Origin of the sequence: Micromonospora sp. NBC_01638 (assembly GCF_045209745.1) — a bacterium.
Lineage (GTDB): Bacteria > Actinomycetota > Actinomycetes > Mycobacteriales > Micromonosporaceae > Micromonospora.
Genome location: NZ_CP109273.1, coordinates 2,414,982 through 2,428,683, shown reverse-complemented (window position 1 = coordinate 2,428,683; position 13,702 = coordinate 2,414,982). Strand labels below are relative to the sequence as shown.

Annotated in this window: 13 protein-coding genes; 3 read left to right on the top strand and 10 right to left on the bottom strand. The window is 69.6% G+C overall.

Features of this window, described 5'->3' with window-relative positions; all coding sequences use genetic code 11:
* Window positions 1–19: 19 nt before the first annotated feature.
* Together OG811_RS11450 and OG811_RS11445 are read right to left on the bottom strand one after the other, a co-directional pair.
* Window positions 20–1,081 carry an LCP family protein gene (locus OG811_RS11450; protein ID WP_406074026.1) on the bottom strand — a complete coding sequence of 354 codons (1,062 nt, stop codon included), beginning with the start codon at window positions 1,079–1,081 and terminating at the stop codon, window positions 20–22.
* Window positions 1,082–1,083: 2 nt separating this feature from the next.
* Window positions 1,084–1,563, bottom strand: coding sequence for a SigE family RNA polymerase sigma factor (locus OG811_RS11445; RefSeq protein WP_406074024.1), 480 nt, complete (start codon window positions 1,561–1,563; stop codon window positions 1,084–1,086).
* Window positions 1,564–1,743: 180 nt separating this feature from the next.
* Between OG811_RS11445 and OG811_RS11440 the strand changes: the two genes are divergently transcribed.
* From OG811_RS11440 to OG811_RS11430, 3 genes are all read left to right on the top strand, one after another.
* Window positions 1,744–3,300 (top strand): LPXTG cell wall anchor domain-containing protein, encoded by a 1,557-nt coding sequence (locus OG811_RS11440; protein ID WP_406074023.1) that lies wholly within the window; start codon window positions 1,744–1,746, stop codon window positions 3,298–3,300.
* A 255-nt stretch (window positions 3,301–3,555) separates the two neighbouring features.
* Window positions 3,556–5,124: an LPXTG cell wall anchor domain-containing protein gene (locus OG811_RS11435; protein WP_406074021.1), complete on the top strand. Its 1,569-nt coding sequence runs from the start codon at window positions 3,556–3,558 to the stop codon at window positions 5,122–5,124.
* Between the two features lie 129 nt (window positions 5,125–5,253).
* The gene (locus OG811_RS11430) at window positions 5,254–6,075 is read left to right on the top strand and encodes a DedA family protein (RefSeq protein WP_406074019.1); all 822 of its coding nucleotides are present in this window, start codon (window positions 5,254–5,256) and stop codon (window positions 6,073–6,075) included.
* Window positions 6,076–6,246: 171 nt separating this feature from the next.
* On the opposite strand, the gene OG811_RS11425 is transcribed toward OG811_RS11430, so the two are convergent.
* From OG811_RS11425 to clpB, 8 genes are all read right to left on the bottom strand, one after another.
* Window positions 6,247–6,624, bottom strand: a complete 378-nt coding sequence (locus OG811_RS11425; protein ID WP_030332125.1) for a helix-turn-helix transcriptional regulator — start codon at window positions 6,622–6,624, stop codon at window positions 6,247–6,249.
* Between the two features lie 57 nt (window positions 6,625–6,681).
* Entirely contained in the window at window positions 6,682–7,221 is a 540-nt protein-coding gene (gene pyrE, locus OG811_RS11420) for an orotate phosphoribosyltransferase (protein WP_406074018.1), read from the bottom strand.
* 169 nt (window positions 7,222–7,390) lie between these two features.
* Window positions 7,391–8,200, bottom strand: coding sequence for an SDR family NAD(P)-dependent oxidoreductase (locus OG811_RS11415; protein ID WP_406074016.1), 810 nt, complete (start codon window positions 8,198–8,200; stop codon window positions 7,391–7,393).
* A gap of 11 nt (window positions 8,201–8,211) precedes the next feature.
* Complete coding sequence (locus tag OG811_RS11410) at window positions 8,212–8,877, bottom strand: hypothetical protein (RefSeq protein ID WP_406074014.1); 666 nt, start codon at window positions 8,875–8,877, stop codon at window positions 8,212–8,214.
* 72 nt (window positions 8,878–8,949) lie between these two features.
* Window positions 8,950–9,732 carry a hypothetical protein gene (locus OG811_RS11405; RefSeq protein WP_406074013.1) on the bottom strand — a complete coding sequence of 261 codons (783 nt, stop codon included), beginning with the start codon at window positions 9,730–9,732 and terminating at the stop codon, window positions 8,950–8,952.
* A gap of 92 nt (window positions 9,733–9,824) precedes the next feature.
* The gene (locus OG811_RS11400) at window positions 9,825–10,439 is read right to left on the bottom strand and encodes a DUF4178 domain-containing protein (RefSeq protein ID WP_406074011.1); all 615 of its coding nucleotides are present in this window, start codon (window positions 10,437–10,439) and stop codon (window positions 9,825–9,827) included.
* 171 nt (window positions 10,440–10,610) lie between these two features.
* Complete coding sequence (locus OG811_RS11395) at window positions 10,611–10,991, bottom strand: hypothetical protein (RefSeq protein WP_406074010.1); 381 nt, start codon at window positions 10,989–10,991, stop codon at window positions 10,611–10,613.
* Between the two features lie 101 nt (window positions 10,992–11,092).
* Window positions 11,093–13,684 (bottom strand): ATP-dependent chaperone ClpB, encoded by a 2,592-nt coding sequence (clpB, locus tag OG811_RS11390; RefSeq protein ID WP_406074008.1) that lies wholly within the window; start codon window positions 13,682–13,684, stop codon window positions 11,093–11,095.
* Window positions 13,685–13,702 lie beyond the last annotated feature (18 nt).

The window sequence follows — 13,702 nt, the reverse complement described above, 5'->3', positions numbered from 1 at the left end:
TCGTGATCTCCTCGTCCGGTCAGCGGACGGGATTGACCTGCTCCGGGTGCTGAGCCACCCACTGCGCCAACCGATCCTCGCGCAGCGCGGCGAGGAACGCCGAGCCATTCGTCGGGTCCAGCGGCAGCCGCGAGAAGTTGGCCACCGGCGGGCCGACCGGGAGGCTGAGCCCCACCGGGTCGACGCTCTTGAGCTCGGGTAGCACCGCCACCAGCCTGGCCAGTGGTAGACCGTCGTCGTCGACCGTCAGATCCTTACCGGCGGCCGACAGCAGCGCGGCGAGCCTGACCGGATTGGTCAGCACGTCCTGCGCAACCGCCCGCCGGATCAGCGCGGCGACATAGCGCTGGGCGTTACGGTCCCGGTCCAACGCGCCGTCGGGCAGGTACCGCCGTTGCCGCAGCAGGTCGACGGAGGCGGCGCCGTCGAGCCGCTGACAGCCGGCCGGGAAGGTCCGGCGGGTGTGCCAGGACCGAACCTCCTTCGGCAGGCACACCTCCACCCCGTCGACGGCCTCGGTGATCCGGCGCAGCCCCGCGAAGGTCAGCACCGCGCCAGCGTCGACGCGTACCCCGGTCAGGTCGGCGACCACCCGGCGGGTCAGGTCGTAGCCGGCGTCCAGGTCGGGCCGGGGCTCGCCGGCACCGTCGAGGAACGCGGTGTTGAGCTTGTCGATCCCCCGGCCGGGGACCGACACCTCCAGGTCGCGCGGCAACGAGATGAGGTACGGCCGGCTCCGGTCGGCCGGGATGTGCACCAGCAGGATGGAGTCCGCCAAACGGTGCGACGGCTCCTCGCCGAAGCCGTCCACGCCGAGCAGCAGGACGTTCAGCGACTCGGTCGGCGGGTCAGCCCGTTGGCCAGACAACAACGACTCCTCTGCCGGCCGATCGGGGCGCAGCTGCGGCACGCCGACTCCGAGCGCGGCGAGCAGGGCGAGCGTGACGCCGGCGGCCTGGAACCGCTGCCGGCGGCGACGGCGGGTGGCGGCGAGCCGGTCGATCGCGGCCCTCAGCGGGCCGGTCGACGGAGTCAACGGCTCGTGCCGGGCGAACGCGGCACGCAGGTCATCCTCGATCATGTTCACGCCTCCACGTACTCGGCCCGGAGCGTGGCCAGGGCCCGGGAGATGGACGAACGGACGGTCCCGACGGCACAGCCGAGAATGTCGGCGATCTCGGCGTCGGGCAGATCTTCGTAGTAGCGCAGCACCAGCGCGGCCCGCTGCCGGCGCGGCAACCGGGACAGCCAGGACCAGATCTGGTCCCGGTCCACCGCGGACTGGGCGTGGTCAGTGGGCACCGGCACCGTCGCGTCGGGCTCCCCGCGCAACAGCACCCGGCGTACCCAGGACCCACGCCGCCAGTCGACGTACTGGTTGGTGAGCATCCGGCGCACGTAGCGCTCGGGCGCGTCCGCTCGGGCGACCCGACGCCAGTTGAGCTGGACCCGGACCATGGTTTCCTGGACCAGATCCTGTGCCTGGTGCGGATCGCCGGTGAGCATCACCGCGTACCGCAGTAGCGGGGCCAGCCGCGTGTCCGCGAACTCCTCGTACGTCACTGCACCTCCCGGGGCTCCTGCCTCAAATGACGGGAGCGGACGGATCGAACGTTGCGGTGACGGCGATCAACCTTTCGGATCGATTTGATCGATGGGTGGCGCTCGGGGCTGCAGCCAGCCTTAGCGATTCCTTAAGATCCGCAGGCTCCACCTGACTTCCCTCACTGGAGGAACCCCCTCATGCTCACCCACTCCACCCGGCGTTGGCTCGCCGGGCTGGGCGTAGCAGGCGCGTTCATCGCCGCCTCCGCCAGCCCGGCCGTCGCCGCCGAGGCCCCTTTCGAGATCGCGACGCACGATCTGCTCGTCGCGCCCGGCCACCTGGACTACGGCTACTTCTACGCTCAGCCGGTCGACACCGAGTCCGAGCTGAAGTTCGGTCAGACCTCCGTGGACGTCGACTTCTCCGCAGTCGCCGACTTCGCCACGGTGGAGCCGGCGTGGGGCTGGGCCTGCGACGTTTCGGCGACCAAGCTGCACTGCGAGACCGACGTCGAGGATGGCCAGTCGCCCTGGTTCGCCTACATGGTCACGGGTAAGGACGACGCAAAGCCAGGGCAGAAGGGCTCCCTGGCGATCAGCATCACCTCCGGTGGCAAGACCGCCAGGGCGACGGCCGACATCACCATCGCCGAAGGCGTTGACCTGGTGAGCGACCCGACCGTGGAGGCAAGCGGCACTCCGGGTGGCAAAGCTGGCTTACCGGCCGTCGTTCGCAACGCCGGTGAGACCCCCGTCGTTGGCGCTGTCCTCGTCGTGCAGGCCGAATACCTCGCCGCCTACGGCGGGGACTTCTCGAACTGCAAGTCGGACGAGTGGGGGATGACCGCCTTCTGCACGTTCGACACCAAGATCGAGCCGGGCAAGTCGTACAAGCTCTCCGAGAACCTGCCCATCAACGTCGCCCCGGAGGCACGCACGGGTGCCAAGTTCCCGGTCGTGCTGGACTGGTGGACCACGGACGACTGGGATCTGGCGTTCAAGGACTGGTTCCTGGACGACGTCAAGCCCGGCAAGGGCGAGGAGCTTCGTCTGGTCGCGCAGTCAGTGCAGGGGGCGAGGGTGCCTCAGACCGACCTGGACAAGATGAACAACATGACCCTCGGGACCGTCCGGGTGACCGGTGACAACCACGCGGACCTGGCGACCAAGGGCGTGACCGCGAGTGGCAAGAAGGGTGACGTGGTCACCGTCGAGCCGAGCTTCACCAACCTCGGGCCGGCTGTGCTCGAGTACCTGGGCCAGGGCACGCCGGGCATCCGGCTCGAGGACCTGCCAGTCCGGGTGTCTGTCCCGGCCGACACGACGGTGATCGAGGCTCCCTACGACTGCGTGCCATTCGCACCGGAGAAGGAGTGGGACCCGTGGACCGCGGGTTGGGGTGAGCCGGGCGCCAAGGAGTACGCCTGCCAGGTCCTTGAGAGCTGGAAGGACTACGAGACCTCGTACTCGTTCGCGCTGCGGATCGACAAGGTCGTCCCGGACGCAACGGGTGCCATCACCACCACGCTGGTGGGTGACCCGAACAAGGGCAACAACACCGCGAAAATCGTCATCAACCCGACCAACACGGATGGCGGCGGCGATGGCGGTAACGGCGGCGGCGACAACGGCGGCGGTCTGCCGATCACCGGCCAGTCCACCGGCCTGATCGCCGGCCTCGGCGCGCTGCTGCTCGCCGCTGGCGTCGGCGGCTACCTGGTGGCCAAGCGCCGCCGGACCCGCTTCGTCGCCTGATCCACCCCGCACCACCGGTGCCCCGTCGACCATCCCGGTCGGCGGGGCACCGTCGTTGGACCCCACCGCCGGGCAATGTGCCAGCGCCATGAAGGGCCGGTCCTGACGGGAGCGGACCGACCGAACATTGCGGTGTCGCTGATCAACCTTTCGGTTCGTCTTGCTGGATGGACAACTCGCGGGGCTGCCGCCAGCCTTAGCGATTCCTTAAGATCCGCAGGCTCCACCTGAACCCCCAACTGGAGGAACCCCCTCATGCTCACCCACTCCACCCGGCGCTGGCTCGCCGGACTGGGCGTAGCAGGCGCGTTCGTCGCCGCCTCCGCCAGCCCGGCCGTTGCCAACGAGGAAGCGCCCGTCGAATTGGGCATCTACTTCGGCGACACGACCATCGCGACCAAGTCCGCCGGCAAGGTCGAATCCACGACCGCCTACAGCAGCGCCCCGGTCGTACTCCGCGACGTCACCGTCCGCTACGACTACCGCGACCTGGTTGACAAGATCACCATCGCGACGGAGACGGCAACGGGCTACTGCACGGTCCCCGAGAAGGGCGTCCTGCTCTGCGCCGACCCCTTTGAGATCGGTGTGGAGGAGTGGGGCCTCGGCGGCATCGCCCCCGTCGTCATCGCGCCCACCGAGGGCGCGAAGGACGGAGATGCGGGCACCGTCAAGGTGACGCTCAGCGCCGCCGGTTTCGACTCCGTCAGCCATGACGCCAAGATCCGTGTGGGTGAGGGTGTCGACCTCGCCGCCGGACCCGAGATCGAGATGTCGGCGGCACCCGGCGGAAAGTTCACCGCCGCCCTCAAGGTCAGCAACAGCGGTAAGACTGCCGCCAACGGGGCGAGCGTCATCTTCTACAACGACTACGGCATCCGCGCGGACAAGCACTACAGCAACTGCACCTACGTGGACGACGAACTGCGCAGCTGTCATTTCGACGAGGACCTCGCAGCGGGTGCTACCTACGGCGCCAACCTCGCCTACCGACTCGGGGAAGATTCGTACGCTCCGGGTTCCGAGTACGGCGAGATCATTTGGATGACGCCCGCAGAGTTTGAGGACTTCGACGCGTATCTCGACAGCGTGGGTGTCTCGGTAGGCAAGCCGGGGACCGACGGGAAGCTCGCCCTCGCCAAGCTCCCCACGATGGCCGGGACCCGCGGCTCCCAGGCCGACACCGTGCCGGACAACAACGGGTCCTCCCTCAACGTCAAGGTGACCGGCAAGAACGGTACCGACCTTGAGGCGATCGGTGACCACGCCTCGGGCAAGAAGGGCGACGAGGTCGAGGTCACCATCGGCTTCCGCAACAACGGACCGGCAACGCTGGACCGCAGCCGCGGCGGCTCGGCGGTCACCCACATGAACGTGGAGATCCCGAAGAACACCAGCGTCGTGGCGGCTCCCGAGTTCTGCGCCCCGATCACCGGTGAGGAGTGGGGCGAGCCGGGTCAGCCGGGCGGCCGGGTCTACGGCTGCTACCCGACACCGTTCATCAAGGCCGGCGACCAGGAAACCGTCGACTTCACGCTTCGGATCGACAAAGTCGTCCAGAACGACACCGGCGCCGTCAAGATCAACCTCCCCTGCGAGTGCGACGGCGGCTTCTACGCCGACCTGAAGCCGGCCAACGACGCCGCCAAGATCCTGATCAACGCGGCTGGCGGCACGGGCGGTGGCGACAACGGTGACGGCGGCTCGCTGCCGATCACCGGTCAGTCCACCGGCCTGATCGCCGGCCTCGGCGCGCTGCTGCTCGCCGCGGGCGTCGGCGGCTACCTGGTGGCCAAGCGCCGCCGGACCCGCTTCGTCGCCTGATCCACCCCGCACCACCGGTGCCCCGTCGACCATCCCGGTCGGCGGGGCACCGTCGTTGGGCCCCACTACGCGGGCGGGTGGCGAGGGGCCGGTCCGACGCGGCAGGGGCCTTGGGCTTCGGTACCCTTTGTGGCCGTGGACACAGCTGAGAACATCCGCGCTCTCGCGGAGAGCGTCGCCCTGAACCCGCTCGATCCCAAAGATCTGTTGCAGACCTTCGGGCTGATCGGCGTGTGGGTGATCCTCTTCGCCGAGACCGGCCTGCTGGTGGGCTTCTTCTTCCCTGGCGACTCGCTACTGTTCCTCGCCGGGGTGGCCGCGTCGCCGGTCGCGGACGCGATCTTCGGCAACGGCACCCGCCTCTCCCTGGTCGGCCTCCTGATCGGCGGGCCGATCTGCGCGATCGTCGGCGCTCAGCTGGGGCACTGGCTCGGCGCGCGGTACGGCCGGCCGATGTTCGAGCGGCCAAACTCCCGGCTCTTCAAGAAGGAGTACGTGGAGAAGGCCGAGTACTACTTCGACAAGTTCGGCCCGGCGAAGGCCGTGGTGTTGGCGCGCTTCATCCCGATCGTTCGGACGTTCCTCAACCCGGTCGCTGGCGCGCTCGGCATGCCGGCCCGGAAGTTCCTGCTCTGGAACATCGTCGGTGCGGTGCTCTGGGTGGACGGCATCCTGCTGATCGGCTACCTGCTGGCCGAGCAGATCTACCAGGCCATCGGCGACAAGATCGACCACTACATCCTGCCGGTGGTGGCCCTGATCATCGTGATCTCGGTGCTGCCGATCTTCTTCGAGTTCCTCCGCGATCGGCGGGCTCGTAAGCGCGGCGAGGCGGTCGCGGTGATCGCGGCAGCCAGCGCCGCTGGCGCGGCGGAAGCGGCCCGCGAGGCGTTCGACCACGACGGGCACCAGCACGACCGCCAGCGCCCGGAGCACGGCCAGGACCGCTGAACCCCAGGTACGACGACGGCCGGCCCCCTGGTGAGGGGGTCGGCCGTCGGCATGTCGCGCCCGGCCTCCGGCGGTGCGGCCGGGGACGAGCAGGTGTCACCCACCGGTGGCGCCACCCCTGGCTCCTACCGGACGCCGTCCCGGCGCGCGGGACGGCGTGTACTGCCTACGTCAGCGGGCCTTCTTGGTGGCCCGCTTACGCGGCGGGGTCAGCAGGTCGGCGATCGTCGCGATCGCACTCGGGACCAGGCTGTAGTACGCCCAGACACCGCGCTTCTCCCGCTGCAGCAAGCCAGCCTCGGTGAGGATACGCAGGTGATGACTGACCGTCGGCTGAGAGAGGCCGAGCGGCGCCGTCAGGTCACAGACGCACGCCTCGCCCTCGGGGGCCGACTGGATCAGGCTGAGCAGCCGCAACCGAGCAGGATCAGCAAGGGCCTTGAGGACCCCGGCGAGACGCTCGGCATCGGCACGTTCGATCGGCTCGCCGTTAAGCGGCGAGATCTGAGGCATAGTCATTTCGGCCAACGCAGTTCCCACGTATTCCATCCTTCCACCAGCAGCATCGATCTGCCTGCATATCAGCAGATCCGAATCGGCAGACTTTTACGCCACAAGGCCGAGGTCAGCCAACGTATAGGCCGCCCGGTACGGCAATCCGGCGGCTCGTACCGCGTCGCCGGCGCCTCGATCAACAATAACCGCCACGCCCACGACTTCCGCCCCGGCCTCACGAAGCGCCTCGACAGCGGTCAAAACACTTCCGCCCGTCGTGGACGTATCTTCCACCGCCAGCACCCGGCGGCCGGCCACCTCCGGTCCCTCGATCCGCCGCTGTAGACCGTGCGCCTTGCCCGCCTTACGCACCACGAAGGCGTCCAGGGCACGGCCGGTCGGAACGGCGGCATGCAGCATCGAGAGCGCGACAGGATCCGCGCCCAGGGTGAGGCCGCCGACGGCGTCGTACTCCCAGTCGGCGGTGAGGTCGAGCAACACCCGGCCGACCAGAGGAGCGGCCCGGTGATGGAGCGTGACGCGCCGCAGATCCACGTACCAATCTGCCGCACGCCCCGAGGAGAGCACGACCCGTCCGTGGACCACAGCCAGGTCGGTAATGAATTTACGCAGGTCGTCGTGGTCCCCCATAGCGATAGAGGTTACTGCGCAAGTCTGAACGCCGCGTGTGGGGTCCATCCTGACCAGCCCCGCGAGGGACCGATGGCTGGCGATGCTCAACTACGCTCAGCGACCGGCTTGACAGCGGCGCGCCAACGCCGCGCCGCCAACCCGCGGGAACCGGTGGGCCTGTCGAAGCTCAGCGCTCGTCGCGACCGATCCGGCCGCGGGTGTCCCGCGCAACGGCCTGGAGCAGCCGGCGCGGCGCGTGCCGCATGCCGGCGACGACCACCTTGTACTTCCATGCCGGGACGCTGACCATCTTGCCTTTGCGCAGGTCACGCAGGCCTTCGTCAACCACATCCTCGGCCCGCAGCCACAGCCACTCCGGCGTCTTGGACATGTTGATGCCGGCCCGCTGGTGGAACTCGGTGCGGGTGTAGCCGGGGCAGAGTGCCATCACCCGGACGCCGAACGGCCGCGCCGACTGACCGACGGACTCGCTGAAGTTGGTGACCCATGCCTTGCTGGCCGAGTAGGTCGACCCGGGCATCGCCGTACCGAACCCGGCGACCGAAGAGACATTAATCACTGCCCCATCTCGTCTTTCGGTCATCGGTCGCAGCGCCGCCAGGGTCAGTCGCATGACCGCGTGCACATTGAGCCGCAACAGGCGCGCCTCATCCTCCGCCGTGGAGCGCAGGAACGGTTTGTTCAGGCTGATCCCGGCGTTGTTGATCAGCAGGTGAACTGGACTGCCGTCGGCGAGCCGCTGCTCCACGATGGCGCAGCCGTCGTCGGTGGACAGATCCGCCGAAATCGTCTCCACCTCACGGCCGTGCGTGGAACCCAACTCGGTGGCCATCTCGGTCAGCCGGGCCGCGTCGCGGGCGACCAGCACCAGATGCCAGCCGTCGGCGGCCAGCCGCCGGGTGAACGCGGCGCCGATGCCGGCGGTGGCCCCGGTGATGAGGGCTCGGCGCTCGGCAGTCGTTGGATCGAGCGTCACGGGGGCGGTCCTCACCTGGGCGGGTACGGGGGCGCGGGAGGCGCCGTCGGGGGCTGGTGCGGGGCGGGCCTGAACGCGGGCGGTGCGGATGGCATGGTCGGCGCGGTCGAGCGGTGGCGACCGAACCAGGCGTTCGCCCCGGGCAGGGCCAGCAGCGAAGCTACTACAAGGTAACCGAGCCCCTGCCCGACGGAAAGCCCGGCGTTGAGCGGAATCCACCACGACGGGTACGCGTCGCCGATCAGGCCCAGCAACTCGGTGAGAGCCTGCTCGCCGGCGCCCAGATGCAGCGGCACGGCCCGTTCGCCGACGAGCACCGCCACGCTGCAGCAGCCCGCGAGCAGGCCGAGCCCGCTGACCACCCAGGTGGCCACCCGGACGCCGGCGCGACCAGCCAGCAGCCCGAGGGCCAGGCCGGCGAGCACCGGCGCGGAGAGCGCAGCCACCACCGCCGACAGCGCTGCGGACACGCGGAGCAGCGTCACCACATCGTCGATCTGCTGCGGACTGGCCGTGGTGTCCCGGGCCGCGGAGCGGAACGCGTCGACCGTCCCGCCCAGCACCACCAGGTCGACCACTGTGTACGCGAGCGCGGCGACCGCCATCACCAACAGCACGGTCGCGGCCGACAGGACGACGGCGGGCCGACGGGCCGGTGCCGATTCTGGGTACGACACGACGAATCCCTCCGGTAGGCGTCGGGTTGCAACCTACTCGGAGGGATCGTCGGCGTCGTGGTTATCGAGCGGTCAACTCGTCGACGGCGGGGTTGACGGCCCGGGCGGCGTGTCGTCCGGCCGGTTCGGGGCCGGTGGCGGCGGGAAGCTCGGCTCCCCACTCGACGGATAACCCGGCTCACCGTGCGGGTAGCCAGGCTGACCCGGAGCCTGTGGGTAACCAGGCTGCCCCGGAGCCTGCGGGTAACCCGGGTAGCTGGCGCCCGGGGTCGGCGGTTCCCAGGCCGCGGTGGGCTTGCGGAAGAACTCGTTGGCCTTCGGCAGCGCCAGCAGGATGAGCGCCGTGAGCAGCGCGATCAGGCTGATCACGCCGAGCAGGAGACTGACCGGGGCGGCCCAGGAGGGCAGGGCTTCCTCCAGCCGGCGCTGAATCTCGGCACTGCTCGGCCCACCGCCGGCGGTCTCCCCGCCGGCGGCGAAACCGCCGGCCGCATTACTGAGCAGGCCGCCACCCACGCAGCAGACCATGACGCCGCCGACGATCCAGGTGGTGATCCGGGAGCCGTTACGGCCCTGGTTGTTGAACAGTGCCAGGACGCCCAGCACGATCGCGAGCAACAGCAGCAGGATGCTGCTGCCGACGCCGACGGCGAGGAAGACGTCCGCCACCTGGTCGGCGTTGGCGGCGGTGCTGCCCGCGTACGCGTCGCGAAGCGCGTCACGCGTCTTACCGATGGTGCTGAGCGTGATGATCAGAGTGATCACCTGGCACGCCAGGAACAGGAAGAGCAGGTAGCTGGAAATCGAGACAATGGATGGCCGCTGGCGGGCCGGCGTGCTCTGGGACTCGACCACGATTCTCCTTCCCTAAGATCGCGCCCACACCGTATCGGCAACCAGCCACTTCGGCATGCTGTGGTGAGCCTGGCGCGCCCACCCGATCCAGCTCAGTGATCCTCGGACGTGGGTCGGATCGTCAGGTCGGCGGGGTCCAGCAGGTCACCGCGGGCCACCCTCCAGCTCTCTTCGCCGTACGCCTCGAAGGAGAGCCGCGCGGCACCACCGCACTGGTAGTCGTGGTAGCGCATGGTCCCGGCCGACGTCAGCCCGGTCTCGCCGGTGGCGGTGTAGCGCGCCTGCCCGGTCTCGGCCCAGGTGTAGCGCAGCCCGCCGAGGTCGATGGTCGGGGCGCCCGGGGTGACGGTCGCGCCGGGCTCGGCTGTCCAGAGCACCAACTCCAGTTCGGGGCCGTCCTCCACGGAGAGCCGGTGGCGACCGCCGGAGTCGTCGTCGAGCAGGTGCTGCACCCAGCTCCAGTCCCCCTCGACCAGGCGGATGGTGCCGCTCACCGCGTACTCCTGCTCGCGGATCCGCACGCGGTCGCCCAGGGCCAGGCCGAGCGGGCTGTCGCGCAGGGACTCCGCCGGGCGGTCGCGCGCCGGCCGTCCGGGCGGCAGCGCACCGTCGGGTCGGGCCGCCGACCGCCGCCGGGCCCGCACGACGACCACGACCACGACAAGGACGGCAAGCGCCGCCACCAGGTACGTCACTGACCCGCCCACCCGACCATCCCCCCAGGTACTTCGGCGCAGACGGTAACAACCTTCGGCATCAGCGGACCCATACCGTGACCGACAGCTCAGCTACCGACGGCACCCGTGGCGTCGCCCGGAGTGCGTGATTGCACCGTGACGGCCGGGCGGGCGCTGGCTCTCCCGGTGCCCGCGAATGGATCAAGCTGCGGCGAGCCGCTGGCTGGCGTAGTTCCCAAGGGTTTCGCGGTCCATGAGGCAGCCGACGAAGGTGGTGAACTCGCTCGGGTCGTCCCGCAGCGACGTCCAGGCCGCTCGTGCCGCCGCCGGATCGATCCGCTCCAGCAGCGTGGCCGCGTACGCCCGACCGGCGGGTGTGCCATCGGCCAGCACCCGGTCGAGCTGCCGGCGCGCCTCCTCGGGGTGGTCGCCGAGGGCGGCCTCGACCCGGTGGTACGCCTTGGTCACCGGCAGCAGCGTGCCCGCGATCCCCACTCCGCCAAAGGCGAGCGTGTCAGCCGCCACCAACTCGTCGACGGCCGCGTCCAGTTCCCGCTCCCAGGCCTTCCGGATTCCAAACATGCCTCCACCCTTTCCCTGCCCGCCCCCACTCCACCCTGTTGATCAAGAGGTTTGCGTCATGAGAAAACGTTGCCGTGACGCAAACCTCTTGATCAACACGTTCAGGCGGGGGTGACCGTGAGGGTGTTGGTTTCGGGATTCAGGTCTGCCTTCACCGTTTCGCCGTCGCGGATCTGACCGGACAGGAGGGCTTTTGCCAACTGGTCGCCGATTGCCGTCTGGACCAGACGGCGTAGCGGACGGGCACCGTAGATCGGGTCGTAGCCGTGCTCCGCGAGCCAACCCCGAGCGGCGTCGGTGATCTCCATGCCGAGCCTGCGGTCGGCCAGCCGGCGCCGCAGCCGGTCCAGCTGGATGTCGACGATGGAACGCAGGTCATCCCCGCGCAGCGAGGCGAAGACCACGATGTCGTCCAGCCGGTTGAGGAACTCCGGCTTGAAGTGCGACCGGACCACCGCCAGGACACCCTCCCGACGCTGCTCGTCGGCCAGCGTCAGATCGCTGATCACTGACGACCCCAGGTTGGACGTGAGGATCAGGATCGCGTTCCGGAAGTCCACCGTGCGGCCCTGTCCGTCGGTGAGCCGGCCGTCGTCGAGCACCTGGAGCAGCACGTCGAAGACGTCCGGGTGGGCCTTCTCCACCTCGTCCAGCAGGACCACCGAGTACGGCCGACGGCGCACCGCCTCGGTGAGCTGGCCACCCTCGGTGTAACCGACGTAACCGGGTGGGGCACCCAACAGGCGAGCGACCGAGTGCTTCTCGCCGTACTCGCTCATGTCGATGCGGACCATCGCCCGCTCGTCGTCGAAGAGGAACTCGGCGAGGGCCTTGGCCAGCTCCGTCTTGCCGACACCGGTGGGGCCGAGGAAGAGGAAGCTGCCGGTCGGGCGGTCCGGGTCGGCGATACCGGCTCGGGCACGGCGTACCGCGTCGGAGACCGCGCCGACCGCCTCGGCCTGGCCGACCACCCGGCCGCCCAGCGACTCCTCCATCCGCAGCAGCTTGGCCGTCTCGCCCTCCAGAAGGCGGCCGGCGGGGATGCCGGTCCAGGAGGCGACCACTGCGGCGATGTCGTCGGCGCCAACCTCCTCCTTGAGCATCGCGCCATCGGCCTGGAGCTGGGCCAGCTCCTCCTCGGCCTGCTTCAGCTCGACCTTGAGGGCGGGGATCCGGCCGTAGCGCAGCTCGGCGGCCCGCTCCAACTCCCCGTCCCGCTCGGCCCGCTCGGCCTCGCCGCCGAGGCGCTCCAGCTCCTCCTTCGCGGTGGAGAGCTTGGTGATGTGGCTCTTCTCGGTCTGCCAGCGCTCGGAGAGCACGGTGAGCTGCTCGCGCTTGTCGGCCAACTCCTTACGAAGTCGCTCCAACCGCTCGGCCGAGGCGGCGTCCGGCTCCTTGGCCAGCGCCATCTCCTCGATCTCCAGCCGGCGGACCGCCCGCTCGATCTCGTCAACCTCGACCGGCCGGGAGTCGATCTCCATCCGGAGCCGGGATGCGGACTCGTCGACCAGGTCGATCGCTTTGTCCGGCAGGAACCGGTCGGTGATGTAGCGGTCCGACAGCGTCGCGGCGGCGACCAGCGCGGCGTCGGTGATCCGTACGCCGTGGTGCACCTCGTAGCGCTCCTTGAGCCCGCGCAGGATGCCGATGGTGTCCTCGATCGTCGGCTCACCGACCAGCACCGGCTGGAAACGACGCTCCAACGCCGGGTCCTTCTCGATGTGCTCGCGGTACTCGTCCAGCGTGGTGGCGCCCACCATCCGCAGCTCACCCCGGGCCAGCATCGGCTTGAGCATGTTGCCGGCGTCCATCGAGCCTTCGCCCTTGCCGGCGCCGACGACGGTGTGCAGCTCGTCGAGGAACGTGATGACCTGCCCGTTGGAGTTCTTGATCTCCTCCAGTACGGATTTCAGCCGCTCCTCGAACTGGCCGCGGTACTGCGCCCCGGCGACCATCGCGCCGAGGTCCAGCGAGATCAACTTCTTGTCGCGCAGCGACTCGGGCACGTCGCCGGTGACGATCCGCTGGGCCAGACCCTCGACGATCGCGGTCTTGCCCACGCCGGGCTCGCCGATCAGCACCGGATTGTTCTTGGTACGCCGGGAGAGCACCTGGATGACCCGGCGGATCTCCGAGTCGCGGCCGATGACCGGGTCGATCTTGCCGTCCCGGGCGCTGGCGGTGAGGTCGACGCCGTACTTGGTCAGGGCCTGATAGGTCTGCTCCGGGTCGGCGGTGGTGACCCGTCGATCCCCACCCCGAACGGTCGGGAACGCGGCGACCAGGGCCTCCTCGGTGGCACCGGCCGTCTTCAGCGCACCGGACACCGCGCCGCCCACCCGGGCCAGGCCGGCGAGCAGGTGCTCGGTGGAGGTGTACTCGTCGCCCAACGGCCGGGCGATCTGCTCGGCGGCTCCGATGGCGTTGACGAACTCCCGAGCCAACGTCGGCTCGGCGATGCTCGAGCCGCGCGCGGCCGGAAGGGCGTCGACCGCGCGCTGCCCGGCCCGGCGCAGCTCGGCCGGGTCGGCCCCGACGGCGCGCAGCAGACCGGTGGCGGTCGAGCCATCGGTGTCCAGGAGTGACAGCAGCAGGTGCCAGGGCTCCACGGTGGCGTGACCACGCTGGTTGGCCAGCGCGACGGCGCCCGTGATGGTTTCGCGGCTCTTGGTGGTGAGTCTTTCGGTGTTCATGGGCTCCCCCGGATCGGC